The sequence below is a fragment of the Paenibacillus lutrae genome (assembly GCF_009757775.1).
GTDB classification, from domain to species: Bacteria; Bacillota; Bacilli; order Paenibacillales; family NBRC-103111; genus Paenibacillus_F; species Paenibacillus_F lutrae.
Window position 1 is genome coordinate 27440 of sequence record NZ_RHLK01000002.1, and the last position, 25806, is coordinate 53245.

Genomic DNA, 25806 nt, shown 5'->3' on the forward strand with positions numbered 1-25806 from the left:
GGGTGTCAGATTGGCTTATCGGGGTCACACGGGGCAGTATGAGACTGCAGGCTGGGGTGCGGGACCATCCGCCTATCCCTATCAGGATTCAGCCCAGCCGGGGCATTTGCTGCAAGGATATGAGCAGTTGCAGAATCACCGGATCAGAGGCCCTCAGGGAAATCCGTCCTTTCCTGCCGGTCTGCAAACGGGTTCTCCATGGCCCGGAGGCTTTCCGCAGGACGGTGATCTTCTGAATCCCGGGACGCAGCCGGGTGCTCAAGGCCAGCCCATTTCGGGCGGAATCGCGGAGGGGGGTTCTTATCCGCCAAGCACAGGGAATGCCGGAATCCCGGGTGGAGACTTGGCCGGCCTGCCCAATGCCGGAGGAGCTCCGGTTATCCCGCAGCCGGTCTTTAGTATTGATCCTTATGTGTATGCCGCCCTTCAGACGCTGATTGGCACAAGGATCGTGGTGGAAACCGTAAGAGGCAATAACCGGGGGAAACTCGCGCAAGTTAAGCCCGATCATATCGTCGTGCAGGAAGACGGCAAACAGTTCTTTATTCGTACGGCGCAGATCGTCTGGGTAATGCCTGAATAACCTCTTTCCCCTGGAATGATTACATTCCGCATGCCTTGTCTAATCTAGCCTTTGCCGATCAACAGCGACAGCAGGCCTGCCGCGATAAGAGGACCGACCGGAACCCCGCGGAACAAGGCGACTCCCAGCACCGTCCCGATGAGCAGTCCGGCAACTACGTTGGGCTGATGAGTCATGAGGGTTGCTCCGCGGCCGCCCAGATAGGCTACGGCCATGCCGACCCCAACGGCGAGCACGGTTTTCCAGTGAAGAAAGGACTGCATGATCATCGGTACCGACAGTTTGCCGCTTGCGATCGGAGTCATCACCCCGATCGTCAGGATGATGACTCCGACGGTCAGTCCGTATTTTTCGAGAAACGGAAAAGCTTGATGCACATTCATGACCCGCAGCAGCAGCAGAACCAGCATGGCGATCGTAACCGTGGCATTGCTGCTGAGCAGCCCGAGCAGCGCCAAACCGAGCAAGAGAAGAGAAGTCGTATCCACTTGAGTCATTACCATCTGCTCCTTTGATAGAGAGTTATATGTATACCGTGTAATCTCTACACTCCTATATGTCCCGACATGGACCGGAATAAACAAAAAGACCTTAACCCAAATGTTGGATTAAGGTCTTTCGGCATGAATGCGGATGCGGTCGAGAGGACTCGAACCTCCACGGCTGTTACACCACTAGAACCTGAATCTAGCGCGTCTGCCAATTCCGCCACGACCGCACGGTAACTGCTATACTTGACATGATCCGAAGATCAGAATGTATAAAAGCAGTAAGATTATGGTGGAGCCAAGGGGGATCGAACCCCTGACCTCATCGCTGCCAGCGATGCGCTCTCCCAGCTGAGCTATGGCCCCTCAAAAGTCCCGTGATTTGTATTATACATAGATCGTAAAAAGAACGCAAGTCCAAATTTTTTTAAGCTGTTTGGTTGAAAAAAAGTACGATTTTTGCCGCAAACAAGCGCCCTGCGTTTCTTGTATCAGGGCCGCTTTTCATGCTAACCTTATAGACAACATGCGTTCCCGACGGGGAATAGGAAATGGGCAGGAGTGGATACATTTTGTCGAGCAATGCTCTGTATTGGCTGTTTACGCTTCTTGCATTCGGAATTACGCTCCTTATGGGCTTTGTACTGATGCGGCGTACCAAAAAATTGTGGTTATCCTTCGGAATCTCCACCTTATTCAATACTCTGATGACGGTTGTCGTATGTGTATGGTGGGCGAAGGTTACCGATGATTCTTACAAAGTGCTTTTCTACAATATGTTCTATTTACTCGGGTATGTGAATGTGATTATTATTGACTTTTTTGCGCTGCTCAGCATGCGGAAGAAGTCGGAGGGCCCGGTCAAAGCCAGAAAGAAGACCTATGAGGAAGAATATGGCGATTCCTGAATGTGTCTGAAAGAATAGGACCAGGGAAGGAGATTCTGAAATTACATGATGGCGGGAAAAACAAGATCTCGTGCTTACTGGTGGTGGTTTGCCGCCGCTATTGGCTGGATGATCGTTATTTTTGTAAAATCAGCCGAGTCCTACCAGGATCAGGATATGCGCCCTTTTTTTCGCGACTTGATCCCGGAAGAGGTTATCGTGAAATGGGTACCGCAGGTGGAATTCACTTATGACGGCGGGCTGGTTACATGGCGTGAGCCTTATGACTTTGTTGAATTTTTCATCCGTAAAGGTGCCCATATGGCTGAGTTCGGTATTCTTGTGTTTTTGTTTATCCGCATGTTTCTTGCCCGCAGGCTCCCTTATCTGAGAACGGTGCTGCTTGCAAGCGCCTTATCTGTTCTCTACGCGGCTTCGGATGAGTGGCATCAGTCCTTCGTGCCTAACCGCACAGGACATGCTATAGACGTTGCCGTGGATACGCTCGGCATCTTGCTGGTCGTGACCGTGTACAGCGCGGTGAGGTTCCTCCGCAGGCGCGGAAGAACTGGAACCTGACTGGTTTGCAGTCAGGCTCTGCAGACAGTTCTAACAGTGACCCGGGGACTTTGCCGTTATTAAATAGATCCCGGCGCTCGGCGCGGATCACGCCGCAATAATAGCTCTCCAATCGGGCATACTACAGGCAGTGATGTTAACGATTGGGAGGCAGCTATGAACAAAATCAGACATGCTAAGGTACTCAAAGTGACAAAGGATGCCGGAATAAAGGTTGCGGATGTCGAATTCGCCCTGGAGGGCTTTCAGCAGCCTCTTATGGCCCGGCTTAAGCAGTCTTCCTCATCCTTACAAGCAGCCGCCGCTGCCGGGCGGGGTGAGGAAGACTTGGTCATCGGCGATATTTACCGCAGCGAAGGGGATCATTCCTTTGACTGGTATAATAATAACGAGCCGAGTGCTTACAAGGAAATTTCGGCCGAGCTGTTCGCGGCTGCAGGAACAGGGACTGAGGATCAGAGAGAACAGCTCAAGCGGCAATTGCTGGAGTATGGAGACGTCAAGCATGAGCTGCAGTCGGGTTTTGAAGGGGCTCCTTCAGATGTTGCCGGCGAATCCGGCGATTCCTCACTGCTTATATAGTAGAAGAAGAAATGGAACCACCGAACGCAAAAAAGATCGCTGCTTCGTCTTCGACGATAGAAGCGATCTTTTTTGGTATGCCCGGATGTATACCAGACAAGCTGATTAACGAGAGGGCTTGGTTTCAAAAGCGGTAGGAAGTCCGAATCCCGGTGCCGCTTCCAGATACTTTTTGTCTTTGGACTGGAATTGAAACATCCCGATAAAAAAGCCGACAAATCCAAATACGATAATCCGGATCGGCAGCCAGATCGGAATAAGCTCACCGTTTCCTAAAAATTCTACAAGCGTAACCAAGGCGGTTAGAATAAAACTGGCGGGTAAGGCGTAATGCAAAGCGACAAACCGGCCGGGGCCTTTCCTTCTGGTATGGCTCCACTTACGTGCTTGCTCTTCGTTCATGACTGGCAGCAGCCCTTTCCAACTTGGTACGTACAGTTTGTAACTACTGAATCTCATTATACTAAATACAGCGGGAAAACTCACTTCCGCCTCTAGAAAAAAACGGAACCAACCGCTTAATGTCACAAGGCTGTCACAACGGGGACCGTGCCTCAAAAGCTCAGTGAGATTCACGGCAAATTATGGTACCATAGGATGCGTAAGGTCATGTTGGAAGGAGAGATTTCTTTGTTGGGTAAAGTGTTCTTGTTTTCTTTTCTATTATACATCACAAGAAGCCCTATACTGGCACTGCTGATTCTGCTCGTCATTCTATATGTTATTGACCGCCGCTTTATCGGTTTGTCACCCAGTCTGATTCGCCCTATAAAGCGTATGAGGCGTATTTCGCGTCTAAAACAAGAGTTGCGTGCAAATCCTCATCACGCTTCTTCCAAATTGGATCTCGCCAGATCCTTAATGGAATCCGGTAAGTATCGGGATGCGCTCAGCTATCTGCGCGAGGTGGAGCCGGTTATGGAAGAATCCGCCGACGTAGCCTATGAAATCGGGCTTTGTCTGCTGAAACTCGGTGAGTTGGATGAGGGCAAATTATATATGGACAAAGCACTTCAGTTAAATCCCCGGGTCCGATTCGGAGATCCGTATCTCCAGTTGGGCGAGGCGTTTACCCACAAAGACCCGCACAAGGCGGTGGAATGGCTGGAGCGTTTCCGTCAAGAACAATCTTCATCCGTTGAGGCTTATTATAGACTCGGCTTATTATATAAGAAGCTGAACAGAGAGCCGGAAGCGAAAGTGGCTTTTCGTGAATCGCTGGAAGTATACCGCTCCCTTCCAAAGTACAGCAGACGCAAACAGCGGCGATGGGCGATTCTGGCCCGTTTCAAATAAGTAAGAACTCTCCACACGATTACCCATGAAGACAAGGGAAGGAAGACTCCTCTACTTGACGGAGTGGGAGCCTGGGACTACACTTAAACGTAGCTAAGAAGCGGCATTCAGCCGAGAAGAAAGGTCTTGAATAAACGGATGAACCTTATGTATATTGCAGCAGCCGCAGACGGTGCGGAAGAGAAGAAACTGAGCATGGAATATTTAATGCAAAGCGTCCTTCTCGTCGGCATTGTCGTTCTTATGTTTGTCGGCATGCTCATCTGGACGAAATGGAGTAAGAAAAGGAGGCGCAAATAGCCGCCATGTATTATGTGAATGTAGAACAAATTAACCGGAGATTAGCCTTTATTCCCCAGCTTATTCAGGCTTGTGAAGATTTGGATAGTGAATTTGAGAAGGGCAATACTAAAATCGTCACTTATTTTGCCCAGGAAAGAGTGCTTCATCTTGCAATCGAGACCGTTACGGATGTAGGAAGTTTGCTGATTGACGGTTTTATGATGAGGGATGCCAGCAGTTATGAGGACATTGTCGAAATTCTGGGAGGCGAGCGTGTATTCTCGGATGAGATCATGACAACCCTTCTTGAATTGGTAAAATTACGCAAGCCGCTGGTTCAGGAATACGATTCATACACAAGGGAAGGCAAGCATCCGCTGCTTAGCGAACTGCCTCGTATTTTGCCGGTTTTTAAAGAGTCTGTGGACGTCTTTATCCGTAAAGAACTAATCTGATCCGGCTCTCCGGAGACTTACTAAGTTTTCTAAACATGAATGTATCATAATTTACTTATGAGAGATGTTACGATACAATGAGAATATCCAGGCATCAGGCAGGTGATTCTCATGAACCGCGACACAGAGCCGTCCACCCGTAAAGTTGTTATGTCCCTGCTCCGGACTAAAGGTCCGCTTAGCGTTGGCGATTTGGCCAAGGAGCTTGGCATTACGGAGATGGCGGTACGACGTCATTTAAATACGCTTGATCGAGACGGATTGATTCAATCCGAATTGGTCCGGCAGGCAATGGGCCGGCCTTTGCATATGTATTCACTGTCCAAACAGGCGGATGATTTATTTCCCAAGAAATATCATACGCTCACGCTAGATATATTGGAAGAATTGGTTGCAGAAGAAGGCGAAGAGAAGCTGAACAGGCTTTTTGAACGCCGGGAAGACAAACTGGCAGACCGGTATGGCCCTCGTATGGAGGGCAAGTCACTCCCTGAGAAAGTGGAGGAACTGGCCCAGATCCAGAACGAGAACGGGTATATGGTCAGTCTGGAACAGGCAGAGAACGGCGAAATGATTCTCAATGAGCATAACTGCCCTATTTCGCAGGTTGCGGACCAATACTCGACGGCTTGCCGTTGTGAGCTGAATTTGTTCCGTAAGCTGCTTGGCGTTCCGGTTGAAAGGACCGAGTGTCTGGCCAAAGGAGGAACCAAGTGCGTTTACCGGATCCATTCCGGTGGCTGACTTTATACGACATCTTCTGCTGCGTAATGACAACAGGTTGAGCTTCAAGAGGTTGCAGGCCAATCCCGTCCCTCCGGACGATGGATTGGCTTTTTTATGTGGCGGCGTTGTGGGATTCTCAAGCCCGGCTTCGCTTCTTTATAAAGCGGCAAGCACCCGGAGGCCATGGGGATCGTGGGTGGCTCCCGGGTGCTTTTTCAGGAAAAGAAATGGCTTGTGCCCCGACCCGACCTGTCGTCCGGCTTGGTTTCTTAATTATCCAGCATTACCTTCATACCCTGCTGGGCAAACCGGCAGCCTTCCGGCAGCCCATAATCATGGAGGAGATCAATGCCGTGAGACAGGTGAGTGAAAAGAGTCCGGCCCGGCTTGGTTTCCCGGATGAGTTCGAGAGCCTCTGTTACGTCATAGACCGAACGTCCGGCGCCCTCTTCCTTATAGAAGCTTGTACCGAGCGCAAGCAGTTGAACACCGTACATAGGTGCTTTCTCCTGAGGGCTCAGATCAATGGAATCGGGACAATAAACGAAGCTATACTTGCCGCAGCCAGCCCTTTCACTCCGGTCAAAACGCAGCGCAAATGAAGTGCCGTTGGCTCCGTGGGTGACTTTCCACAACCGGATGTTCCAGTTGCCAAACGCAAAGCCGTCATCGACTGCTTCATAGTTGACGTTGCGTTCGATCCACGGGAAAATAGCCCTCAGCCGCTCGATCACTTCCGCAGCGGCGTAGATGGTGCCGCGGATCTTCAGCCAGCGGCAGAGGTCCGCATATTCGGGCAGCCCGCCGATATGGTCGTAGTGGGCATGGGTGATCAGCACATGCCGCAGATCGCGAAGACCCAGCTGCTCCATCTGCGTGCCCCAGGAAGGCCCGCAGTCGATCAGCAGCCGCTCGCCGCTTGTGTGCAGCAGCACCGAGGAACGCAGCCGGCGGTTCACGCCGGTGCCGCGTGCTTCGGTGCATACGGCGCAGTCGCAGTAAACGCGCGGAACACCCAGGGAGTCGCCGGTGCCGAGGAAAGTCAGCGAGTCCATGCTGCTTCTCTCCAGTTCGTAACGGCGGAAGTGAATGCCCGTGCGTTCTCGGTGATGAGGTCATACCGTCCGGCTTCGATATCGCCCAGCTTGCAGATGGAGCTGCCGATCCCGACGGCGCAGCACCCGGCCCCGAGGAAGTCCGCGACGTTGCGGGCCGTTACTCCGCCCACGGCGACCATCGGTACGGCATTCAGCGGTCCCATTAACTCGCGTATGTAAGGGAGGCCCAGGCCCGTGCTCGGGAAAATTTTAACCGCATGGGCACCGGCCTTCCACGCTTTCACAATTTCCGTCGGTGTCATCGCGCCGGGGAATACCGGTATGTTTTGCTGCACGGCGAAGCGGATGACCTCTTCGTCCGTATTCGGGGTGACGAGGAAGGCAGCCCCTGCATCCAGTGCATCATGTGCATCCTGGAGATCAAGTACGGTACCGGCGCCGATATACATGCGGCTTCCGACGGTCTGCTGAAGTTCGCGGATCATATCGAGTGCACCCGCTGAATTCAGCGTTACTTCCATGACCGTAACGCCGCCTGCGAGGAGCGCCTGCGCTGTCCGTGTAATGGCTTCCGGTTTGACGCCCCGGAGAATGGCAATTATTCGGGTGCGCTCCAATTCCTGGAGTCCTTGCTCGCGATTCATTGAGCTCACTTCACTTTCCAAGGTTCATTTAAGCCTGCGGACAGGCGGGATTCTACAGCTATGTTATCACAACTGGCAGGGCGGAGTCATGAGAACAAAGGCTTTTGGAGGACAGCAAAGCTATTTTAAGAATTTGCCCTCATCGGTTACAATAGAGAGAGTCAGCAAAAAACTATGCGAGAAAAAGGTGAAACCCGTGAAAGAAACAGAACGGATTAAATTAACTTCGCTTTCGAGCAAAGGGGGCTGCGGCTGTAAAATCGGTCCGGCCGATTTGAGCCAGGTGCTGCGCAGTATTCCGGCATCGGTCCCTAACCCGAATTTGCTTGTCGGACTGGATACCAGTGACGATGCGGGTGTATATAAACTGAATGATGAGCTGGCGCTGGTCCAGACCGTCGATTTTTTTACTCCGATTGTGGATGACCCGTATTCCTTCGGGCAAGTCGCTGCCGCGAATGCGATCAGTGATATTTATGCGATGGGCGGCAAACCTCTGACGGTCCTGAATATTGTGGCTTTTCCGATCAAAACCTTGGACAAACAAGTGCTCGCCGATATTCTGCGCGGCGCAGCCGACAAAGTACAGGAAGCCGGAGCCACGCTTGTCGGCGGACATTCCATCGACGACAATGAGCCGAAGTTCGGCCTGGCTGTGACGGGTCTGATCCACCCCGACCGTGTCCGCACGAACGCCGGCTCGAAGCCCGGGGATAAGCTGATCCTGACGAAACCGATCGGAGTCGGCATCTTGACGACGTCGATTAAGAAGGATCAGCTTAGCGAGGAGGAAGTGAACCGCGTCACGACGGTCATGTCTACGCTGAACAAAACAGCAGCCGAAGTGATGGACGGCTTTGAGGTTCACGCCTGTACCGACGTGACCGGCTTCGGCTTGCTCGGACACGCTTCCGAAGTTGCCAAAGGAAGCGGTGTAGGGGTCCGTATTGGTGCCGAGCAGGTTCCTTTCCTGCCGCGTGTCCGCGAATTAGCCGAAGCCGGATTCGTACCGGGCGGCACCAAGAACAACTTCGCGCATCTCGAAGGAAGCGTTACATTCGATGCATCGGTCGACCAGATCGGACAGTGGATGCTGTGTGACGCGGTGACCTCCGGCGGGCTGCTCATCTCGGCAGCGGCTGAAGATGCGGACAAGCTTCTGTCGAAGCTTATCGAAGCGGGCGTTGAAGCGGCTATGATCGGCGAGACGACCGACGAGCACCCCGGACACATCGTGGTGGAGCAGAGCATCCGCTAGAACAGGTTTGGCCCGTTGTTCACCTGCGCGGCCGTGCTTGTGCTTGCCGGCCATCGTCTTTTTGTTACAGAAGGAGTGTAAGACATATGTTTCGAGACATAACCGTAGAACAGCTGCTAGAGCTTCAGGAGCAGCGGGGTATTCAGCTCATCGACGTTCGCTCGGAAGGGGAATTCGAAGAATTCACGGTCCCGGGCAGCATGAATATACCGGTTTTTAACAATGAAGAGCGTAAGGAAGTCGGGACGATTTACAAGCAGATCAGCGTCCAGGCCGCCAAAGAGAGAGGGCTGGAGATATTTTCCGCCAAGCTGCCCGCATTCATGAAGCAGTTCGAGGCAATTCCGGGCCAGAAAGCCGTGTTCTGCTGGAGAGGCGGCATGCGGAGCAAGACGGCGGCTACGGTAACCTCCTTGATGGGAATGCAGGTGTACCGGCTTCAGGGCGGAATCCGTTCTTACCGCAAATGGACGGTGGAGCAGCTGGGCCATTTTGATTTCAAACCAGTCTGTGTAGTCATCGGAGGTCCGACCGGCACCGGCAAAACGCACTTGCTCCAAAGGCTGGATGAAGCAGGTTATCCTGTTATAGATTTGGAGAAAATGGCGCAGCACCGGGGATCGATCTTCGGGCAGATCGGGCTGAAGCCGAACAATCAGAAAGCATTCGAGTCTCATCTGATTCATAAGCTTCAGGAAGTGAATGCGCAGCCGTTTGTTCTTATCGAGGCGGAGAGTAAGCGGGTCGGCAAAGCCGTTATGCCCGACTTTCTCTATCAAGCGAAGGAGCAGGGAATACCGCTCTTTATCGATGTTCCGATAGCGGAAAGAGTCCGTCACATTGTAGAAGATTACGAGCCGGAGCTTCACAAAGAGGAATGCGTCGATGCATTCGGTCTTATTGAGAAACGCATTCATTCCCCGATTGCGGCCGATATCAGCCGTTATCTGGCAGCGGATGAATTCGGCAAAGCAGTCGAGTTGATGCTTGAGAATTATTATGATTCCAGATACGAGCATGCCGCGCAAAGTTATACACAGGAAACGGTTACGCTCAAAGCGGAGAATGAGGAGCAGGCTTTCCGGCTTATTGTAGAGGAGCTGCAGAAGCGCTTTCCTGAATACCGCCCTGAACCTAAAGCCGCTTTATCTGGAGCAGAATAAGTGTCCCCCTGCAGCACCCGTACCACCGCTTTTAAGCGGCGGGCGGGTGTTTTTGCATTAGAGGAAGTCCTTTTTACAGGAATCTGTGTCAAAAATGGGCGCTCCTGCTTATACTGTATTATTCCCTGGGCATTCGTCTAACCGGGGCGCTAGACCGCTGCTGATCCCATGCTCCAAGAACACGACATTCGGAGGTGTCCGCTTATGACCTGGATCGAAATGTCCGCAGCAGGCGCGGTCATCGCTTTCTCGCTGCTGGTCTGGCAGACGATTGTTACGCTTCAGGCCTTCCGCCAATCGCTGGAACGGATTGAATCCGCCGTGCTGCAGACCCGGCTCCAGCTGGAGGAAACAGCAGAGCACGCGGCAGAACTGCTCGCCTCGGCGCGCGAGTTGACCGAAGCTGCTGCGGACCGGGTGAGGACGGTTCAGGAAGCGTTCTCCGCCGTGGATAAGGTCAGCCGCACGCTTGACGAGGGAGCGGATGCCATCGGCAAGGCCTCCGCGCTCCTGGTCGATTCGGTTCTGCAGGTGCAGCAAGCCGTACATACTCGGCAGAACCGGATTGCAGATGCTGCGGAGTGGGGAGCGGCCGGTATCGGGCTCTGGAAACGCTGGCAAAGCAGCCGGTCCAAAGAGGATGTGGCCGGGAGTGAGGCCGAGTAGACCGGGCGCAGAAGAACCCGGACTATGGGGAAGAAGCCGGACACCGGCAGGGGACGCGAATAATGGAGAATGATCCTAACGAAGGAGCGATGCAGGATGGCTAGAACGACAAGAGGGAAAGACTTGATTTACGGAGCGGTATTCGGTAGTGTAGCGGGCGCAGTCACGGCGTTGTTATTGGCACCCAAATCAGGCAAAGAGCTCAGAGCGGACATTGCGCAGCAGGCAGCTCAAGTATCGGAGAAGACGCAGGAAATTGCCCGTACGGTAGGGGAGAAAACGTCGGACTTGGTTGATAAGGCAAAGGAAGCGACGGCGAGTGTCACGGCTGAAGTCCGCTCCTGGAGAGACCGCGGCTGTGCGGATGCAGGCAAACGGATCGACGAGGAAATTGCCGCCTCGGAAGCGGCCCAGGATCTTGTCATTATAGGAAAGTGATAACTTTATACGTCCTGTTCCTTAAAAAAACCTTCAATGCCACTTTCCGAGTGGTTTTGAAGGTTTTTAACATCTGAATCTTCAGGAAGTCAGGAAATAAGCATGGCCTTCAAAAAGAATGAAGGAAGGCTGGCCTGCTTCCCGCCAAAGTCATTGGGATGACGGGACGGCAGCAGCGTGCTGCTTACGGAACCTATTGGGGGATACGCCCTCAAGCTTCTTAAAAGCACGGCTGAAATACTTCTCATCCTGATAGCCCACAGCTTCTGCTATCGAGGTGATTTTAAGTTCGGGATCGGCGAGCAGCAGCTTCGCTTTGTTGATCCGCAGACGGGTCATGTAGTCGGTGAGGGTTTCACCGAATTCTGTTTTGAACGAGCGCGAAATATGGCTTGGACTCAGGTGGAAGGTTTCGGACAGCTTCTCCAGAGAAATCTGCTCCCGGTAGTGCAGCCGGACATATTTCTCGATGCTGCGCATGACAGGATTCCGGTCCCCGCGAATGAGGAATCCGGCTATTTCCGTCAGAATCCGCTCCATCCGTTTCGTCCAGATGCTCAGATCCGGCTGACCCTGCTCATTGAGCGGTAGCCTGAAGGACAAGTCATCCGCTTCGCTCAGCAGTTCTTCGCCCTCGTCGTCCACTTCGTTCTCCAGCAGCAGCCGGCTGTGCATGAGGGTGAATTCCTGCCACCACATCTCCAGTTGGCGGATGTGGAGGCAAGGATGCTTACTGGCCTGGCTTTCCCAATCCTTCAGACTGCGTCCGATCTGCATAAGGTCGTTCATTCGAACCGCTAAGACAAGCTGGTCCTCATAGGCCGCAAGCGGAGCCTGCAGCATGTGAGCGGTCTGCTTACGCAGTTCGTAAGGGTGGAGATGGACGGACTGATCCCGCATGTTGCGCAGCTGAAGAGCTGTCTCGGCCTCATGGAAGGTGCGCTGGATGCCGGAAGGGAAAGGCTGGACCGTGCCGTAGCCGATATGAAACTGGCCGCGCAGAGCGGCGTACAGCCCCTCGTTGATCCGCTCCAGCATGGCGCCCGCCATCTCGAACCGGTCGAAGAATAAGAGAACCGCTTCATGACGGTGCCAGTGGCGGAAAGCCAGACCGAGACTTTCCTTGCTCATAAATTCGCTGCATATGTTCGTTACGGCAAAGAGCAGCAGATCCATCGCGCTGGCGAATTTGGCCTGTAATCGCGTATCCAGCGACTGCAGAGAGACGACGGCTGCAAGGACCTGCTTCTGATCGCAGCCGATGCCGAATTCTCTCTGCAGGGTAGCGGCGTGCATCGGGTATTGATCCGGGTCCAGCAGAAGCTGGACGAAGCTTTTGTCGGCGAGCATAGGCCGGTACAGATTGGCCTTGGTCTCGGACTGGAGCCGCTCCGAGCGTTCGTTCTCTTCATCCAGCCAGGCTGCCACGGCTTTACGCACGGCTTCCTCCAGTTCTTCCTCGTCAATGGGTTTGAGCAGGTAGTCAAAGCTGCCGAATTGCAGAGCGCTGCGCACATAGGTGAAATCGTCATAACCGCTAATGACTATCGCTTTACTGCGGATGCCGCTCTCCGCAATCCGGCTGAGCACATCCAGTCCGCTCATGCCGGGCATCATGATGTCTGTGAAGACCAGGCCGGGCTTCTCCTGCTGGAGAAGCGCAATGCCTTCCTCGCCTGAGGCGGCCTCATAAACCTCGGTAATGCCGAACCGGTCCCAGTCTACGAGCAGCCGGATGGTTTCTCGGACATGAGCTTCGTCATCAATAATGAGTGCCTTCATAACGCATCCTCCACCTCCTCCTGCATAATCGGGATCGTTATTCGCACGTGGAAGCCGCCTGATTCACTGCGCTGCACTTCCATCCGGGACTGTTCCCGGTAATAAAGCTTAAGGCGAGACAGGACGTTCACCAGACCGATGTGACTGCCCGGAGAACTCATCTCAGCCACGCTGTTCACAAGACTTGCCTGGAGCTCGTTAAGCTCCGTCTCCCCGATGCCGAAGCCGTTATCCGTTACATCAATATGCAGGACATCCCGGCCGGGAGAAGCGAAGCACTGGACCAGCACCTCATTGTCGCTGCGGGAACCGTCGAAGCCATGCTTGAAATAATTTTCGACCAATGGCTGTATGATCATTTTAGGAATGAGAATGCCTTCCAGTCCCGGCTCCAGCTGCATGTCGCACTCGAATTGATCACGGAAGCGCTGCTTCTGGAGCTTGATGTACGAGCGGGCATAATCCCATTCGCTTTTAAGCGGCACAATCGTTTCCTCGGTTTTCATACTGTAGCGCATCATTTTGCCCAGCGAGGAGATGAGGGAATACACTTCACGGTCCCCTTTCTGAAGAGAACGGGCAGCGATCGACTGAAGGGCGTTATTAATGAAGTGAGGATTGATCTGCGCTTGCAACGCCTTGAGCTCATTTGTTTTATTCGCGACCTCCAGCTTGTATTCCCTTAAAATCAATTCGTTGATCGTATGCATCATGGAGCGGAACCGGCGCGCAAGAATACCGAGCTCATCGTCGGCCTTGACACGGATATCCACATTCATATTGCCGGATTCGATTTTGTTCATATAGCCGATCAGAGCAGAGATTGGAGCCGTCAGGCGGAACGAGAAGAAAACCGTCACCAGCGCAGCCAAACCCAGGAAGATGATGCCGACCAGCGTATTGATACCGGTTAGTTCGCGCTGGCTCTCATACAGGACCGAGTCCGGTATCCCTTTGACGAGCAGCCAGGGTCCACCCGGGGCATCTATCGTTTCATAGATGTGAATCCCGTTAAATGTGCTGTCCTTGGAGCGGAAATAACCGCGCTGGGAATCCGCAGCAGCGGTTCTCAGTTCACTGAGCCAAGGTGCGCGCGCTTTTTGGCCGTCTATGGGATCCGGGTGGGCTTGGAACATAATCTCCCCGTCGGTTCCGACGATAAAGAGCTCCTCGCTTCCCTGCGAGTAGAGCTCGCTGCTGATATTGGCGATGGTATCGGGAGAAAAATCGATTGACATCGACCCGAGTGGAATGTTGTCCACTACATTATATAGCGCAGCCTGGTAAGTAAAAACGTTTGCTGTCGCATAGTTGAAAAAGTATTTTCCATATGTAGAAGGAATATGGGGCGGAAAAATCTTGCTTTCTCCGGGTTGGAGATCCGGCTTAAACGGCCCTATTCCCTGGTCTGTCCGGACAAGCCGGTTATCCGAGAGCAGATAAGATTTCTGAACCTGCTCCACATACAGATACACTTGCCGCACATCCGGTGAAGCATAGATAATGGTCTGCATCGAACGGAGAATCTCCTGCTCTGTCAGGAATAAGCGAGGCTCGGAGAAGTTTTGTTCCACACGATTTTCGAGTATCTCCATTAATTTAGCATTGTGATACAGAAGTTTCAGGTTCTGCTCCATGCTTTTCAAATAAGTCTCCAGATTGAGTTTTCCTTGGTGGATCAAATTGAGATTGTCTCGGATCGCCTTCTCTTCCAGGTTGGTCTTCGTATAGAGGTGAGAGACGAGAATGGAAGTCGCAATCGGCAGAATGGTCGCCGCTAAGATGAATGCGATTAGTTTATTCCGCAGCCTGGAACGCACCGCAACTCCTCCTTTAATGAGCATAAATAGAGAGTAACACGGGAGCGGTCAAAATGTACACGCAGGTTACTCTTTGTCGCCGGGTGCGCAAAATAGTCCACCAAGGGAGCAATTGAAGAAGTGTTTTCGCAATTCCGTCTGGATTACAATAGCCATATAACGAAAAAACCCTCATATGAAAGCGATTGCAAGTTAGAAAGGGGAGGGAATTCATGTCGGCACGCTCCAAGAAACAGGATTGGCTTCAACAATGGGTGTTTGTAGGGCCCGCAGTATTGTTTTTTACGCTGATTGTTGCGGTTCCCTTCATTATGAGTCTGTACTACTCGTTAACCGAGTGGAATGGAGTCAGTAACGGGGTCAAATTCATAGGACTGGATAATTTTAAACGAATTCTTTTCGATGATGCGGATTTCCGCAATGCTTTCTGGTTTACGATCCGTTTCTCGGTCGCTATGATTATTCTAACAAACGCGGTCGGGTTTATACTGGCTCTGCTGCTTACGCAAGCTTTTAAAACAAGAAATATTCTTCGGACTGTGTTCTTCATGCCGAACGTGATCGGCGGACTGCTGCTCGGTTTTATCTGGCAGTTTATCTTCGTCAAAGGCTTCGCGTCGATCGGCGAGATGACCGGCTGGTCCTTCTTCAATCTTCCCTGGCTGGGGGACGCGCCTACTGCTTTCTGGGGGATCGTTATCGTCTCGGTATGGCAGGGAGCGGGTTACTTGATGGTCATTTACATTGCCGCGCTTGCTAACGTACCGCGTGATTTGTTTGAAGCCGCCAGAATCGACGGCGCCGGCAAATGGCAGCTGCTCCGCAGTGTCACGATCCCGCTCATTATGCCCGCATTTACCGTCTGTCTGTTCTTGTCGATCTCATGGGCTTTCAAAATGTTCGATCTGAACTTGTCCCTGACCAAAGGCGGACCGTTCAATTCAACCGAATCGGTCGCCCTGAATATTTACCAGGAGGCATTCCGAAACAACCGGTTAGGTCTGGGTACAGCTAAAGCGCTGGTGTTCTTCTTCGTAGTCGCCTTGATTTCCCTCATCCAGGTCAGCATCACCAAGAAGAAGGAGGTGGAGTCATGAGCGGGAGCAAATACAGAACCGGCACCTTTATACTAGAAGTTTTGACGATAATTCTGGGTATTTTATTCCTGGTACCCTTCTACTTTGTTGTGGTAAATTCATTCAAACCGTTTGGCGAGCTTCTGCAAAATACGGCTTCACTGCCCAAAATGTTTAGTCTGGACAATTACTCGCGGGTCATCGATATTATTAATTTTCCGCGAGTCATGGGTAACTCTCTCATTATTACGGTTCTCTCGAACATCGGATTGGTCCTGTTCTCTTCCATGGCCGCCTATCGGTTCGTACGCAAGCCGTCGAAATTGAACAATCTGCTGTTTCTCATATTCGTAGCGGCCATGGTAATTCCGTTCCAGTCCATTATGATCCCGCTTGTGAAGGTGGCCAATGAATTCGGGTTGATGGACAGCAGACTGGGGCTTGTGATCTGCTACTTCGGATTTGGCGTTTCCCTTAACGTCTTCCTGTTTCATGGTTTTATCAAAAGTATTCCGAAAGAAATCGAAGAATCCGCTACGGTGGATGGCTGCAGCTGGTTCAGCATCTTCTGGAGAATCGTTTTCCCGCTGCTTAAACCGATTGCAGTTACGGTGATTCTTCTGAACAGCTTGTGGATCTGGAACGATTATCTGCTTCCATCGCTCATTCTGAACGACATGAAACTCCAGACTATCCCGCTTGCCACTTACGCGTTCTTCGGCCAGTATACGAAACAGTGGGATCTGGCCATGGCGGCCCTGACACTCGGTGTCCTGCCGATTATCGTATTCTTCCTTATTCTTCAGAAGCACATTATTGAAGGCATCACGGCGGGCTCGGTCAAAGGCTGAGCATAAAGCTGAGAACAAGTGGCGGTTCCCCCGGTTATCCGGGGTTTACGCATAAAGCATTCTTAAAGAACAGATCCGTTTTGCACAAGAAAAGGGAGGTTATTCGAAATGACCCGAAATAGAAAATGGCTTGCACTTGGATTAACGACAGCACTTGTTGGGGGACTTCTTGCAGGTTGCGGTGATAAAGATGCGGGGACTACCCCTGGTTCAACGGCAGACGGCGGAGATAAGAAGACCGTCAAGCTGAAAATGTTCCAGTTTAAAGTAGAGATTGCCGAAGCACTTACGAAATTGATTGCGGAATATGAGAAAGAAACAGGCGTTAAAATCGAAGTTCAGACGGTAGGCGGCGGTGCGGATTACGGCGCTGCGCTGAAAGCCAAGTTCAACTCCGACGATAAACCGGATATTTTCAACAACGGCGGTAACGCGGACATGGAAGTATGGCAGGAGCACCTCGAAGACTTGTCCGACCAGCCTTGGGTGAAGGATCTGGCACAGGGTGCCGGCGATCCGATGACTAAAGACGGTAAAATCTACGGCATGCCGATCGGTTTGGAAGGCTACGGTTACATTTACAATAAAGATCTGTTCCAGCAGGCCGGTATTACAGAATTACCCAAAACAATCACGCAGCTGGAAGAAGCGGCCCAGAAGCTTCAAGCCAAGAACATCACTCCATTCGTAAACGGCTACGGCGAGTGGTGGGTGCTCGGCAACCACTTCGTCAACGTACCGTTTGCTAACCAGGCAGACCCGGACAAATTTATTAAAGATCTCAATGCGGGCACGGCCAAAATTCCCGGCAACGCGGCATTCGACAACTGGGTGAAGCTGTTCGACCTGACGCTGAAATACGGCAACAAAAATCCGCTGCAAACCGACTACAACACACAGGTTACGGAGTTTGCGACCGGCAAAGCGGCTATGACGCAGCAGGGGAACTGGACACAAGTTCAAATTTCCAAAACCAACCCGAACATCAACATCGGTTTCCTGCCAATGCCGATCTCTGACGATGCGGCCGCTTCCGATAAACTGCTTGTAGGCGTACCGAACAACTGGGTTGTGAACAAGAATTCCGCCAACAAAGAAGAAGCGAAGAAGTTCCTGAACTGGCTCGTGACTTCCGATATGGGCAAGAAATACATCACCAACGAATTCAAATTCATTCCGGCAGTCAAAACCATTCCGGTTGACGAGAAAGTAGTAGGACCGCTGGCAGCTGACATTATGAAATATGTGAAAGAAGACAAGATCCTTTCCTGGAACTGGTTTAAATTCCCTAGCGGTGAAGCGACTTCCAAGAAGTTCGGTGACGTTATGCAAGGTTATGTAGGCAAACAGATCAACAAAGACCAGATGCTTACCGAATTCCAGAAGACCTGGGACAGCCTGAAGAAATAACGGAACCGGGTCAACATCAAATTATTAACAGCAACACCACCTGCAGAAGGATTGGATCAACCACTGGTGATCCGCATGCCTTCCGGGTGGTGTTTTTTTTGTCGGAATTAGTCTTGAATCTGCTTTAATTTTGTAAGATAATTATGCTAGTTCTAACAGAAATTACAACTCGTACGGGTTGAGGCTGCATGGGCTGGCTACCGGATGCCTGACTGGCACTTGTACATGGGTGAGCTGCCGCTCTGATGAGAGCGGAGTCACTAGTGCGGCCGCGGCATATAACCCTGCTTGACGTGCCCTCGATTTGCGTGCGGCAGCCGGTAGAGGTTGGCGGGCAGCCAGAGAAGATGCGATGCTAACCGTTCCAGAATTCTTCCGGGGGGTTTCATAAATCTTCTCTTGTAAGCGCCTACAGGAGGCGGGCCTTCCCTACGCAAGCGAGATAACCGGCTGAGCTCGATCCGGAGGAAGAGCCGTTCCGACGGGAAGCGGCCGCAGGACAGGATGAGGGGGGAATTAATCAGGATGAGGCGTTCTCCCTTGCAGGAAGTGCAGGGGAAGAACAGGCAGCAGTTCGAATGCTTACCGTGGACTTCCGGCAATTCTTTTGATTATAATGATACAAGTTCATGTTTGATCCCGAGAGAGGAGCAATATTCCATTGAAATCGAACTCATTTATCAAAAATAACGCCCTCCATATGGCTTGGGCGGTCTCCCTGGTTGCTACCATCGGCAGCCTGTATTTCTCCGAAATTCTGCAGTATGCGCCTTGCAAGCTCTGCTGGTATCAGCGCATACTGATGTACCCGCTGGTTCTGATTCTCGGAATCGCCGCCGCACGCAAGGACAATAAGCAGGTCCTCTATGCGCTGCCATTTTCCGTATGGGGAATGGGGATTTCCCTGTACCACTATCTGATGCAGAAAACACCGCTGTTTAAAGAAGGAGCGGCCAAGTGCGGCATGGTTCCCTGTGACCAGGATTACATAAACTGGTTAGGGTTTATCACGATCCCGCTGCTGGCTTTCACCGCATTTACCCTGATTACGATCCTATTGGGTCTATTGTGGGCGCAAATGCGCAAGGAAAGATAAGTTTATCGGCGGCTGACCAAAGCGCCCTGAATTCGTAAAGAATTCCAGGGCGCTTTTTTGTAGGTTCAGAGCAATCGTGCGTGTCAATCCGATTCAATTGCAGCTTTTCTGTAGAGAGCTAATGTGAGAGAAATAGCCCGGGGGTGGATTTTATTTTCATGTTTTGTCATAAATAAACAAGGATTTCCCAGTAACGTGTCGAAATATGGAAACAGCTCACATATTACAGGGAAACTAGGGTGATTTCATGAAGAAGACCGCTTCCGCATCGGCAGTTCTCCTGCTTGCGGTTTCTATTGCCGCCGGCTGTTCCGACACTACTCCAGGTACGAATTCAGCGAATACCGCCGTCCAATCAACGTCTCCTAGCCCGTCTGCGGCAGGGACGACAGCACCTGAGCCAACGTCAACGGCACAGCCAAGCACGGAGCCCTCTGTGAAACCGGCTCCTGCCAGCACCCCTGCGCCATCCTTATCGCCGTCGCCATCCGCCAAGCCGTCCTTAGCTCCTTCGGCAAAGCCTACAACGAAACCAACCGCTTCTCCTGACGGGAAAGCACCGGATAAATCACCTTCAAACCAGACCAAGGGAGACCGTAAGGCGCTTTCGTGGTATTACATGAAGAAAGCGACCGGCCAGGTGCCGGGTTTTCCGGGTGAAACCAAATCGTTTACGGATAAGCAGAAAGCCGTCTGGGTCGGTCAAGGCAAGAAAGTGTATCTGACGATTGATAACGGCGGGGATATGGGAGATACCGCGAAGCTTCTGAAGACTTTGAAAGATAATCAGGTCAAAGCGAGCTTTTTCATTCTGGGAAGCAACGTCAAGAAATACCCGGATTTTATTCGTCAATTACTGGCTGACGGGCATCTTGTCGCCAATCATACGATGACCCACCGGGATATGAATACATTGACGGATGAACAGGTGCGCAAAGAAATAACGGATTTCGAGAACTTGTACAAAAAGGTGACCGGGCGGGAAGTGACGAACTACTTCCGTTTTCCTTACGGCAAATACAGCCCGCATCTGTTGAATCTGGTGTCGGATATGGGTTACACGTCCGTGTTCTGGTCGACAGCCATGAGGGATTGGGAGCCTCGCAAGAATGGGGCGGAAGATCCGTATAATGACATAATGGGCAACCTGCATCCGGGCAATGTCATTCTCATGCACCAAGGCTCCAAAGAGAATATAGAGGCGCTCGACAGAATTCTGAAAGATATCAAGAAAGCGGGTTACAGCTTCGGCCTGGTTAATGAAATCAAGCCGTAAGCCGCCCTTTTTTCACGATCGGCCTGCCGGATATATGTCCTGCTATGCGCCTCTTTGCCGCGCCATTCCTAGGATTCAGCTGCGGGGAGCATCTTCCGCTGAAGCTGCTTTCGTTGGCACCAGGCTTGAAATTTGGTATGATACCTAGGTACATTCCGGCATGGGAGATCATATTCTATCCATGTATTTAGGAGTGTATGTAAGAGTAACCAATTCACTGGCAAAGGAAGCGTGTATGTGTGCAGCAAGCGATAGCCATCCTAGACTCCGGCGTTGGAGGTTTAACCGTTGTAAAAGAAGTAATGCGACAGCTTCCACAGGAGAAAATCATTTATTTCGGCGATACGGCGCGGACTCCATACGGTCCCCGGGACGCTGAAGAAGTTAAGTTGTTTACAAACCAGATCGTGGATTATCTGATACAATTTCAACCTAAAATGATCGTGATTGCATGTAATACCGCGACGGCAGTGGCACTGGACGATATCCGCAATCGGCTGGATATACCGGTACTCGGCGTTATTTCACCGGGGGCAAGGGCTGCGATCAAATCGACTCGCAGCGGCATCGTCGGAGTCATCGGCACCGACGGCACTATCCGCAGCAATGCGTACGAACAGGCGCTCAAAACGATTTCGCCTACCATTCAAGTGCATTCCCTGGCTTGTCCGCAGCTTGTACCGCTGGTGGAACAAGGAATCTATAACTCTACCGAAGCGCTGGAAACTGTCCGGGAGTCTCTCAGTCCTCTGCTTAACAAGCCGATAGATTGCTTGATTCTGGGTTGTACCCACTATCCATTCCTGACCCAGGCGATTAAAGAGGTCGTCAGCCCGGATGTTACCCTGCTGTCCTCTGCCGATGAAACAGCGCGGGAAGTCAGTACGATTCTATATCACCAGGGGATGCTGGCTTCAGCAGACGAAGTTCCGGTACATCAATTTTTCTGCAGCGGAGATGCTGAAATTTTTCATAAAATAACCGAATCATGGCTTCATGAACAGCTTTCCGGGATGCTGGTTGTCTGGCAGGTTCCGACTTTTATATAAGCTGTGCTCATCATGTGCCCATAAGCTCAAGAACAGGACCGGGCTTCCCGTCTGAGAATCAAGCGATTCTCAGCGGGAAGCGCCGGTCCTTCTGTTTGGGCAGGGACATGAAGCGCCGCCGCGCCGCATAGACTTATACTCACAACTTGATGCAGGGGAGCGGCAGGACCAGGCTCAAGTCCGCTTATTCCCCCCGCAGCTTGAGGAGGTGCTTGCTTATGTCATTCCGGCATGTTGTCCAGGAAGGGGAGACTCTGCAGCGTATTGCAAGATTCTATGCGGTCAGTCTGCTCTCTCTAAACGCGGTCAATCCCCAGCTGTCCCCGGATGAATACGTTATTCCCGGCCAGGTTATCCTCATTCCTCCCCGGCTGGATCATCAATATATGACGCAATCCGGCGATACTTGGGAAAAGGTGTCTCAGCGGTTTGGCATGACTGTCCAGGAGCTTCGGGATGCAAACTCATGGCTGGACTCCGCACCGCTTAGAACAGGCGTTACGATCGATTTGCCGCCCGCAGGAAGCCGGGCGCTAGTCCGCACGGATCAGGAGTACGGGTATTCAGAATTGCTGACAGACTTGGATAAGCTGAAGGAGCGGTATCCTTTTCTGAAGGAAGTCTGCATAGGTACCAGCGTCTTAGGCCGCAAAATCCCCGCAGTGCGCATCGGCAGCGGCCCGAGGGAAATACACGTCAATGCTTCCTTTCATGCCAACGAGTGGATGACTTCCCTGCTGGCAATGAAATTTCTGGAGGAGTATGCCGGCGCCGTTGACGGGGATGGGACCCTGTGGGGGGTTAATGCCCGGAAGCTGCTGAGCGAGACGAGCTTATGGGTGGTGCCGATGGTCAATCCGGACGGGGTGGAGCTCGTGCTGGGAGGTATTTACCCCGCTCATCCCAGGTGCGACCGGCTCTACGAATGGAACGGAGGCTCCTTTGATTTCCGCCGGTGGAAGGCTAACGTGAACGGCGTCGACTTGAACGACCAATTCCCGGCACATTGGGAGGATGAACGGGAGCGCCGCGCAGTGGCAGGGCCGGGGCCGCGCGATTATACCGGCGAGGGCCCTTTGACTGAACCGGAAGCGCAGGCCATTGCCTCCTTCACGCGCAGCCGTAATTTTGCATGTGTTGTGGCTCTTCATACCCAGGGCCGCGAGATTTACTGGAATTACCGGGATTACGAGCCGGAGGATGCCGAAATGATCGCCCTTCAGCTGTCGCACGCAAGCGGCTATAAGAGCGTGAAGCTGAAAGGAAGCGATGCGGGATATAAGGACTGGTTTATCCAGGAGTTCAGGCGGCCGGGGTTTACCATTGAATCAGGTATGGGATTGAATCCGCTCCCTCTCAGTCAGTTTCCTTATATGTATGAAGAAACAGCCCGGCTGCTGGTGAAGGCGCTGACCTTGCCTTTGTAACGGACCCGGCCGGTTCATGGGCGGATACCTCGTGACAAACGTCCAATCTGAGGCGGGCCCTTCCCCATATACTAAATCAGTTGATGGGGGGAGGGATTCGTTATGGCGGGCAAGGGCGGCAAACCAGCCAAGAAGAAAAAGGATTTACCATCAGGCAGAGAGCAGTACACGATGAGAATCGTGGAATCATCTACCTGTGCGGTATGCAAACAACAGTGTCTCAGGGGAATCCGGTATATGGAACGTATGTCCCAGCCCGGCTCTACGGGCACAGGGGTGCCGTGTATTCTGACTCGGAGAAAAGTAACGTAGATTCTTTCTCGACGGTTGTTCCTGCCAGTTTGTACGAATAAGCCCGGACTCTCTGAGTCCTGGCTTTTTGCTGTCTTAAATAGAAATTTAACATTTAAATGTAATTATAAAGAGAAGGACCTCCTGAAATTAAGAAAGTGTTACGAAACAATAAGTATAAGCTGTAAAAAACGAAGAATATAACCGACAAGATCAAGCAAAACTAAGAATAATATTTATTTTTTTTAAAAGAGTTCAGAATTTGCAGTTTTAAGGAAGGGTGAAGAGAGGGAGTCAATGAGGAGATCCAGTCAGGACGTGACCTTACATTTATAGACAAATTATAGACTGGCAAAAAGGAAGAAATTACAACTGACATTTATCTGTATGAAATTGCATTTTAATGGTAAAATAGAATGTATACCGACATACATATAACATTTTGAAGTTTATTAAGATTTGTTTTATGATTAGAGTAGAAAAGAAACTCACTAGGAGGAATAATATGTCCGGAATTTTGCCACTCGACCAGTTCAAAGAGCTAGAACGCGAAGAACAAGTACGTTTGATTAATCAATGGAAAGAAGACTACTCTGTAGGTGAAATTACTGCAGCGTGGAAACTTAACAATGCGGCAACCTATTATACGATTCTGAAGAAGCTCAATATTTATAATGATACAGTCAGAACTTCGAACAAGTTTATGGGTTTTACGAATTATCGTCCGCAGGGCCGCCCTATGGAGCGTCAGATAGAATCTATGGATATGCGCCGGATGCCGGATCCTATGCAAGAGGGCAACCGTCCGTCCGTATCTGTCCCTTCTATACCCGTATCGGATACGTTCCGCTACAACGTCAATGGAACTTATCCTGCGGAGGAGGTCGCCCAGATTCTGGAGAGACTTAGCCTTTTCTTAAAAGTCCGTAATGTGCCGGCTAATATTGATCTGACTCTCCGCTTTGGCGAATCGGATACTAACACGTACAACGGAGAATAGGAACGGGGAGAGTAACTCTCTGAAGAATCAAGCAGAAATACCCGACTGTCCCAATCAACTTAGACTTTTTTCTGCGCAGCAGTTGATCGTCTACAAATGATTACCGGAGCACCCGCATGCGGGTGCTTTGTTTTTTACAGCCGTATTCGGGTAAAGATACAAGAGGCCGCCATGTTTATCCTCAGCGCGGAAGTTAGATTTATTTCGGATGAAACGGAGCCGGGTTTATTACGTATGAAGTAGCGGCAGGAACGGATGCGGGAAAGGGTAAGTTAAAGCTGGATCCGTTTCGAGCCCAAAGAAATCAGATCGTATATCCGTCCCGAAGGAGGGATTACCTTGAAGAAACTGTTGTCCCTACGGCACTGGAGTCATTTATTTAAACGGGCGGGCAGATTGCTTATGTCGCCTGGAGTTCCGCTTACGAGCAAGCTGCTGTATTTGGTGCCGGTGCTGCTTTATTGGGTTCTGCCGGACGTCCTGCCGTTTATGCCCATTGATGATATAGCCGTTACCATGTTCCTTACCAATGCCTTTACCAAATGGATGGAGAATAAATATCCGCAAGCCTAAGGATATGGGGTTTTGTTAGCCGGGCCTCGAATTTATCAAAGTCAAAGATAGCCGCATCAGAGTCTGGATGAATCCGTCCGTCTTGATCGCGCGCCTCTTAAATGAATCCCAAACGCCTGACCCTCGGCACAGCCGGGAGTCAGGCGTTTGTTTTGCTATTCCGTGTTTAGCATGGCAGAAGCGGAAGACTACCGATAATTCAGGAATTCTTATGGAGGTAAAAGATCAATGTTGACCGTTATGAATAGAACATTTGTTTTCAATAAACGATATCTGATTTTCGATCCGGTTTACTTTTTCCTTGTCCTCCAGAGAGTCGGACGCCGTACTTATTCTCAGATCCTGTAGTTCTTCCTTGAGCTGATGCAAATCCAAGCCTGCGTTGGCGCAGTCATAACTGCTTTCCAGGTTTTCAATCATTCCCAAACAACCTCCCAGCAAAGTGGTATGGAGCGTACAAATGCCTATCATTTCCCTTTGCCGCTGCTGTTTTTACGGTCAGAGGTGCGGGTGGTTGTATTCTGACGGCCGTGACCCTGCTGTTTGTGAGACATGTGAGTTCACCCCCCTCGTCATCCGGATAGATTGTTCATTACGTTCCTTAGTATGGTGTCGGCGCTGGTTTCTATTCAGAACAGCCGTGGACGGGAAGTACGGTCTCACACCGCTTGGCTGTGCCTGCTGGCCATCTCCTCCCTCTAGAGTCGGAGCATGCAAAAAAGACCTTGAAGAGGGGGTTAGGCCCTTTTCAAGGTCTTGCTTATGGATCAAGTGCGGTTTATGAGAAGCGGGTTAATAAACGATCTTCGAGGCTCTTCTTCACCTTTTTGACCGCTTCTGTCTCTACTTGATGATTGGAATGGAATTTCTCGCCGGAAAGCGCCATCGCTTCTTTCACAGTCATTTCAATGAGGATGGTTTCCTCGCCTTGCGGTATTTGAAGATTGGAATTCATGTTCTTCACTCCTCTTATTAGGTAAGGTAGGGGTGCGACTATCGGTATGTCGGAAGCTATGAATTCTTGCAGGGTATTCACGTGAAATCCTTATT

31 protein-coding genes and 2 tRNA genes are annotated in these 25806 nt (G+C 51.3%); 22 read left to right on the forward strand and 11 right to left on the reverse strand.

From position 1 onward, the window contains the following. Positions 1-10: 10 nt before the first annotated feature. The gene (locus tag EDM21_RS25445) at positions 11-583 is read left to right on the forward strand and encodes a YuzF family protein (RefSeq protein ID WP_420850637.1); all 573 of its coding nucleotides are present in this window, start codon (positions 11-13) and stop codon (positions 581-583) included. Positions 584-627: 44 nt separating this feature from the next. On the opposite strand, the gene EDM21_RS02640 is transcribed toward EDM21_RS25445, so the two are convergent. The 3 genes from EDM21_RS02640 to EDM21_RS02650 form a co-directional block, all read right to left on the reverse strand. After that, positions 628-1080, reverse strand: a complete 453-nt coding sequence (locus tag EDM21_RS02640) for a DUF441 domain-containing protein (protein ID WP_157332703.1) — start codon at positions 1078-1080, stop codon at positions 628-630. Between the two features lie 137 nt (positions 1081-1217). Then, positions 1218-1301, reverse strand: a tRNA-Leu gene (locus EDM21_RS02645). 60 nt (positions 1302-1361) lie between these two features. Beyond that, a tRNA-Ala gene (locus tag EDM21_RS02650) sits at positions 1362-1437 on the reverse strand. Positions 1438-1643: 206 nt separating this feature from the next. On the opposite strand from EDM21_RS02650, the gene EDM21_RS02655 reads away from it, so the two are divergent. The 3 genes from EDM21_RS02655 (at position 1644) to EDM21_RS02665 (ending at position 3119) form a co-directional block, all read left to right on the forward strand. Then, on the forward strand, positions 1644-1979 hold the full coding sequence (locus EDM21_RS02655; RefSeq protein WP_157332704.1) for a hypothetical protein: 336 nt from the start codon (positions 1644-1646) through the stop codon (positions 1977-1979). 45 nt (positions 1980-2024) lie between these two features. Continuing rightward, positions 2025-2537, forward strand: a complete 513-nt coding sequence (locus tag EDM21_RS02660) for a VanZ family protein (RefSeq protein WP_338043915.1) — start codon at positions 2025-2027, stop codon at positions 2535-2537. Between the two features lie 156 nt (positions 2538-2693). After that, on the forward strand, positions 2694-3119 hold the full coding sequence (locus EDM21_RS02665; RefSeq protein WP_157332705.1) for a hypothetical protein: 426 nt from the start codon (positions 2694-2696) through the stop codon (positions 3117-3119). A gap of 105 nt (positions 3120-3224) precedes the next feature. Here EDM21_RS02665 and EDM21_RS02670 read toward each other — a convergent pair whose 3' ends face one another. Beyond that, on the reverse strand, positions 3225-3521 hold the full coding sequence (locus EDM21_RS02670; protein WP_157332706.1) for a hypothetical protein: 297 nt from the start codon (positions 3519-3521) through the stop codon (positions 3225-3227). 228 nt (positions 3522-3749) lie between these two features. On the opposite strand from EDM21_RS02670, the gene EDM21_RS02675 reads away from it, so the two are divergent. The 4 genes from EDM21_RS02675 to EDM21_RS02690 all read left to right on the forward strand — a co-directional run bounded on the left by EDM21_RS02675 (position 3750) and on the right by EDM21_RS02690 (position 5896). Next, the gene (locus tag EDM21_RS02675; protein WP_157332707.1) at positions 3750-4415 is read left to right on the forward strand and encodes a tetratricopeptide repeat protein; all 666 of its coding nucleotides are present in this window, start codon (positions 3750-3752) and stop codon (positions 4413-4415) included. A gap of 126 nt (positions 4416-4541) precedes the next feature. Next, positions 4542-4715, forward strand: a complete 174-nt coding sequence (locus EDM21_RS02680; protein ID WP_157332709.1) for a hypothetical protein — start codon at positions 4542-4544, stop codon at positions 4713-4715. 5 nt (positions 4716-4720) lie between these two features. Further along, positions 4721-5152, forward strand: coding sequence for a DUF86 domain-containing protein (locus tag EDM21_RS02685; RefSeq protein ID WP_157332711.1), 432 nt, complete (start codon positions 4721-4723; stop codon positions 5150-5152). A gap of 111 nt (positions 5153-5263) precedes the next feature. Continuing rightward, the gene (locus EDM21_RS02690; protein WP_157332713.1) at positions 5264-5896 is read left to right on the forward strand and encodes a helix-turn-helix transcriptional regulator; all 633 of its coding nucleotides are present in this window, start codon (positions 5264-5266) and stop codon (positions 5894-5896) included. Between the two features lie 251 nt (positions 5897-6147). Here EDM21_RS02690 and EDM21_RS02695 read toward each other — a convergent pair whose 3' ends face one another. Then, entirely contained in the window at positions 6148-6933 is a 786-nt protein-coding gene (locus EDM21_RS02695) for an MBL fold metallo-hydrolase (protein WP_157332716.1), read from the reverse strand. Then, on the reverse strand, positions 6921-7580 hold the full coding sequence (locus tag EDM21_RS02700) for a bifunctional 4-hydroxy-2-oxoglutarate aldolase/2-dehydro-3-deoxy-phosphogluconate aldolase (RefSeq protein ID WP_157332718.1): 660 nt from the start codon (positions 7578-7580) through the stop codon (positions 6921-6923). Before EDM21_RS02700 ends, EDM21_RS02695 begins: the two co-directional genes overlap by 13 nt. A gap of 196 nt (positions 7581-7776) precedes the next feature. Between EDM21_RS02700 and selD the strand changes: the two genes are divergently transcribed. From selD to EDM21_RS02720, 4 genes are all read left to right on the forward strand, one after another. Then, positions 7777-8838: a selenide, water dikinase SelD gene (selD, locus tag EDM21_RS02705; RefSeq protein ID WP_338043916.1), complete on the forward strand. Its 1062-nt coding sequence runs from the start codon at positions 7777-7779 to the stop codon at positions 8836-8838. Between the two features lie 86 nt (positions 8839-8924). Continuing rightward, positions 8925-10001: a tRNA 2-selenouridine(34) synthase MnmH gene (gene mnmH, locus EDM21_RS02710; RefSeq protein ID WP_157332722.1), complete on the forward strand. Its 1077-nt coding sequence runs from the start codon at positions 8925-8927 to the stop codon at positions 9999-10001. A gap of 204 nt (positions 10002-10205) precedes the next feature. After that, positions 10206-10667 (forward strand): DUF948 domain-containing protein, encoded by a 462-nt coding sequence (locus tag EDM21_RS02715; RefSeq protein ID WP_157332724.1) that lies wholly within the window; start codon positions 10206-10208, stop codon positions 10665-10667. Positions 10668-10763: 96 nt separating this feature from the next. Next, complete coding sequence (locus EDM21_RS02720) at positions 10764-11105, forward strand: YtxH domain-containing protein (protein WP_157332726.1); 342 nt, start codon at positions 10764-10766, stop codon at positions 11103-11105. 150 nt (positions 11106-11255) lie between these two features. On the opposite strand, the gene EDM21_RS02725 is transcribed toward EDM21_RS02720, so the two are convergent. Both EDM21_RS02725 and EDM21_RS02730 read right to left on the reverse strand, forming a co-directional pair. Further along, a complete protein-coding gene (locus EDM21_RS02725; protein WP_157332728.1) occupies positions 11256-12887 on the reverse strand; it encodes a response regulator in 1632 nt (543 codons plus the stop codon). After that, the gene (locus tag EDM21_RS02730) at positions 12884-14707 is read right to left on the reverse strand and encodes a histidine kinase (protein ID WP_166541794.1); all 1824 of its coding nucleotides are present in this window, start codon (positions 14705-14707) and stop codon (positions 12884-12886) included. The genes EDM21_RS02725 and EDM21_RS02730 overlap by 4 nt, the downstream gene beginning before the upstream one ends. A 212-nt stretch (positions 14708-14919) precedes the next feature. Here EDM21_RS02730 and EDM21_RS02735 point away from each other — a divergent pair, with 212 nt between their 5' ends. From EDM21_RS02735 to EDM21_RS02750, 4 genes are all read left to right on the forward strand, one after another. Further along, the gene (locus tag EDM21_RS02735; protein WP_157332732.1) at positions 14920-15804 is read left to right on the forward strand and encodes a carbohydrate ABC transporter permease; all 885 of its coding nucleotides are present in this window, start codon (positions 14920-14922) and stop codon (positions 15802-15804) included. Further along, positions 15801-16634, forward strand: coding sequence for a carbohydrate ABC transporter permease (locus tag EDM21_RS02740; RefSeq protein WP_157332734.1), 834 nt, complete (start codon positions 15801-15803; stop codon positions 16632-16634). The genes EDM21_RS02735 and EDM21_RS02740 overlap by 4 nt, the downstream gene beginning before the upstream one ends. Before the next feature lie 108 nt (positions 16635-16742). Continuing rightward, the gene (locus EDM21_RS02745; protein ID WP_157332736.1) at positions 16743-18044 is read left to right on the forward strand and encodes an ABC transporter substrate-binding protein; all 1302 of its coding nucleotides are present in this window, start codon (positions 16743-16745) and stop codon (positions 18042-18044) included. A 661-nt stretch (positions 18045-18705) separates the two neighbouring features. Then, the gene (locus tag EDM21_RS02750) at positions 18706-19140 is read left to right on the forward strand and encodes a disulfide oxidoreductase (RefSeq protein WP_157332738.1); all 435 of its coding nucleotides are present in this window, start codon (positions 18706-18708) and stop codon (positions 19138-19140) included. A gap of 234 nt (positions 19141-19374) precedes the next feature. On the opposite strand, the gene EDM21_RS24840 is transcribed toward EDM21_RS02750, so the two are convergent. Next, positions 19375-19728, reverse strand: coding sequence for a hypothetical protein (locus EDM21_RS24840; RefSeq protein WP_235918011.1), 354 nt, complete (start codon positions 19726-19728; stop codon positions 19375-19377). 31 nt (positions 19729-19759) lie between these two features. Between EDM21_RS24840 and EDM21_RS24845 the strand changes: the two genes are divergently transcribed. From EDM21_RS24845 to EDM21_RS02780, 6 genes are all read left to right on the forward strand, one after another. Next, on the forward strand, positions 19760-20416 hold the full coding sequence (locus EDM21_RS24845) for a polysaccharide deacetylase family protein (RefSeq protein ID WP_235918012.1): 657 nt from the start codon (positions 19760-19762) through the stop codon (positions 20414-20416). A 239-nt stretch (positions 20417-20655) separates the two neighbouring features. Continuing rightward, positions 20656-21465 carry a glutamate racemase gene (gene racE, locus EDM21_RS02760; protein ID WP_166541795.1) on the forward strand — a complete coding sequence of 270 codons (810 nt, stop codon included), beginning with the start codon at positions 20656-20658 and terminating at the stop codon, positions 21463-21465. Positions 21466-21683: 218 nt separating this feature from the next. Beyond that, the gene (locus EDM21_RS02765; protein WP_157332742.1) at positions 21684-22892 is read left to right on the forward strand and encodes a M14 family metallopeptidase; all 1209 of its coding nucleotides are present in this window, start codon (positions 21684-21686) and stop codon (positions 22890-22892) included. Between the two features lie 102 nt (positions 22893-22994). After that, positions 22995-23204: a hypothetical protein gene (locus EDM21_RS02770; RefSeq protein WP_157332745.1), complete on the forward strand. Its 210-nt coding sequence runs from the start codon at positions 22995-22997 to the stop codon at positions 23202-23204. A 484-nt stretch (positions 23205-23688) separates the two neighbouring features. Next, the gene (locus EDM21_RS02775) at positions 23689-24183 is read left to right on the forward strand and encodes a hypothetical protein (RefSeq protein WP_157332746.1); all 495 of its coding nucleotides are present in this window, start codon (positions 23689-23691) and stop codon (positions 24181-24183) included. Positions 24184-24516: 333 nt separating this feature from the next. Further along, positions 24517-24756: a hypothetical protein gene (locus EDM21_RS02780; protein WP_338043937.1), complete on the forward strand. Its 240-nt coding sequence runs from the start codon at positions 24517-24519 to the stop codon at positions 24754-24756. Positions 24757-24981: 225 nt separating this feature from the next. On the opposite strand, the gene EDM21_RS02785 is transcribed toward EDM21_RS02780, so the two are convergent. Together EDM21_RS02785 and EDM21_RS24520 are read right to left on the reverse strand one after the other, a co-directional pair. Continuing rightward, a complete protein-coding gene (locus tag EDM21_RS02785; RefSeq protein WP_157332748.1) occupies positions 24982-25176 on the reverse strand; it encodes a DUF2524 domain-containing protein in 195 nt (64 codons plus the stop codon). 358 nt (positions 25177-25534) lie between these two features. Beyond that, positions 25535-25711, reverse strand: coding sequence for a hypothetical protein (locus tag EDM21_RS24520; protein ID WP_166541796.1), 177 nt, complete (start codon positions 25709-25711; stop codon positions 25535-25537). Positions 25712-25806 lie beyond the last annotated feature (95 nt).

Bases quoted from the DNA above. Each gene is read 5' to 3' on its own strand.
- EDM21_RS02640 (WP_157332703.1), bottom strand. From the start codon at position 1,080: ATGACTCAAGTGGATACGACTTCTCTTCTCTTGCTCGGTTTGGCGCTG.
- EDM21_RS02660 (WP_338043915.1), top strand. From the start codon at position 2,025: ATGATGGCGGGAAAAACAAGATCTCGTGCTTACTGGTGGTGGTTTGCC.
- EDM21_RS02665 (WP_157332705.1), top strand. From the start codon at position 2,694: ATGAACAAAATCAGACATGCTAAGGTACTCAAAGTGACAAAGGATGCC.
- EDM21_RS02670 (WP_157332706.1), bottom strand. From the start codon at position 3,521: ATGAACGAAGAGCAAGCACGTAAGTGGAGCCATACCAGAAGGAAAGGC.
- EDM21_RS02685 (WP_157332711.1), top strand. From the start codon at position 4,721: ATGTATTATGTGAATGTAGAACAAATTAACCGGAGATTAGCCTTTATT.
- EDM21_RS02690 (WP_157332713.1), top strand. From the start codon at position 5,264: ATGAACCGCGACACAGAGCCGTCCACCCGTAAAGTTGTTATGTCCCTG.
- EDM21_RS02695 (WP_157332716.1), bottom strand. From the start codon at position 6,933: ATGGACTCGCTGACTTTCCTCGGCACCGGCGACTCCCTGGGTGTTCCG.
- EDM21_RS02700 (WP_157332718.1), bottom strand. From the start codon at position 7,580: ATGAATCGCGAGCAAGGACTCCAGGAATTGGAGCGCACCCGAATAATT.
- mnmH (WP_157332722.1), top strand. From the start codon at position 8,925: ATGTTTCGAGACATAACCGTAGAACAGCTGCTAGAGCTTCAGGAGCAG.
- EDM21_RS02715 (WP_157332724.1), top strand. From the start codon at position 10,206: ATGACCTGGATCGAAATGTCCGCAGCAGGCGCGGTCATCGCTTTCTCG.
- EDM21_RS02720 (WP_157332726.1), top strand. From the start codon at position 10,764: ATGGCTAGAACGACAAGAGGGAAAGACTTGATTTACGGAGCGGTATTC.
- EDM21_RS02725 (WP_157332728.1), bottom strand. From the start codon at position 12,887: ATGAAGGCACTCATTATTGATGACGAAGCTCATGTCCGAGAAACCATC.
- EDM21_RS02735 (WP_157332732.1), top strand. From the start codon at position 14,920: ATGTCGGCACGCTCCAAGAAACAGGATTGGCTTCAACAATGGGTGTTT.
- EDM21_RS02740 (WP_157332734.1), top strand. From the start codon at position 15,801: ATGAGCGGGAGCAAATACAGAACCGGCACCTTTATACTAGAAGTTTTG.
- EDM21_RS02745 (WP_157332736.1), top strand. From the start codon at position 16,743: ATGACCCGAAATAGAAAATGGCTTGCACTTGGATTAACGACAGCACTT.
- EDM21_RS24845 (WP_235918012.1), top strand. From the start codon at position 19,760: ATGAAGAAAGCGACCGGCCAGGTGCCGGGTTTTCCGGGTGAAACCAAA.
- EDM21_RS02765 (WP_157332742.1), top strand. From the start codon at position 21,684: ATGTCATTCCGGCATGTTGTCCAGGAAGGGGAGACTCTGCAGCGTATT.
- EDM21_RS02770 (WP_157332745.1), top strand. From the start codon at position 22,995: ATGGCGGGCAAGGGCGGCAAACCAGCCAAGAAGAAAAAGGATTTACCA.
- EDM21_RS02775 (WP_157332746.1), top strand. From the start codon at position 23,689: ATGTCCGGAATTTTGCCACTCGACCAGTTCAAAGAGCTAGAACGCGAA.
- EDM21_RS02785 (WP_157332748.1), bottom strand. From the start codon at position 25,176: ATGATTGAAAACCTGGAAAGCAGTTATGACTGCGCCAACGCAGGCTTG.
- EDM21_RS24520 (WP_166541796.1), bottom strand. From the start codon at position 25,711: ATGAATTCCAATCTTCAAATACCGCAAGGCGAGGAAACCATCCTCATT.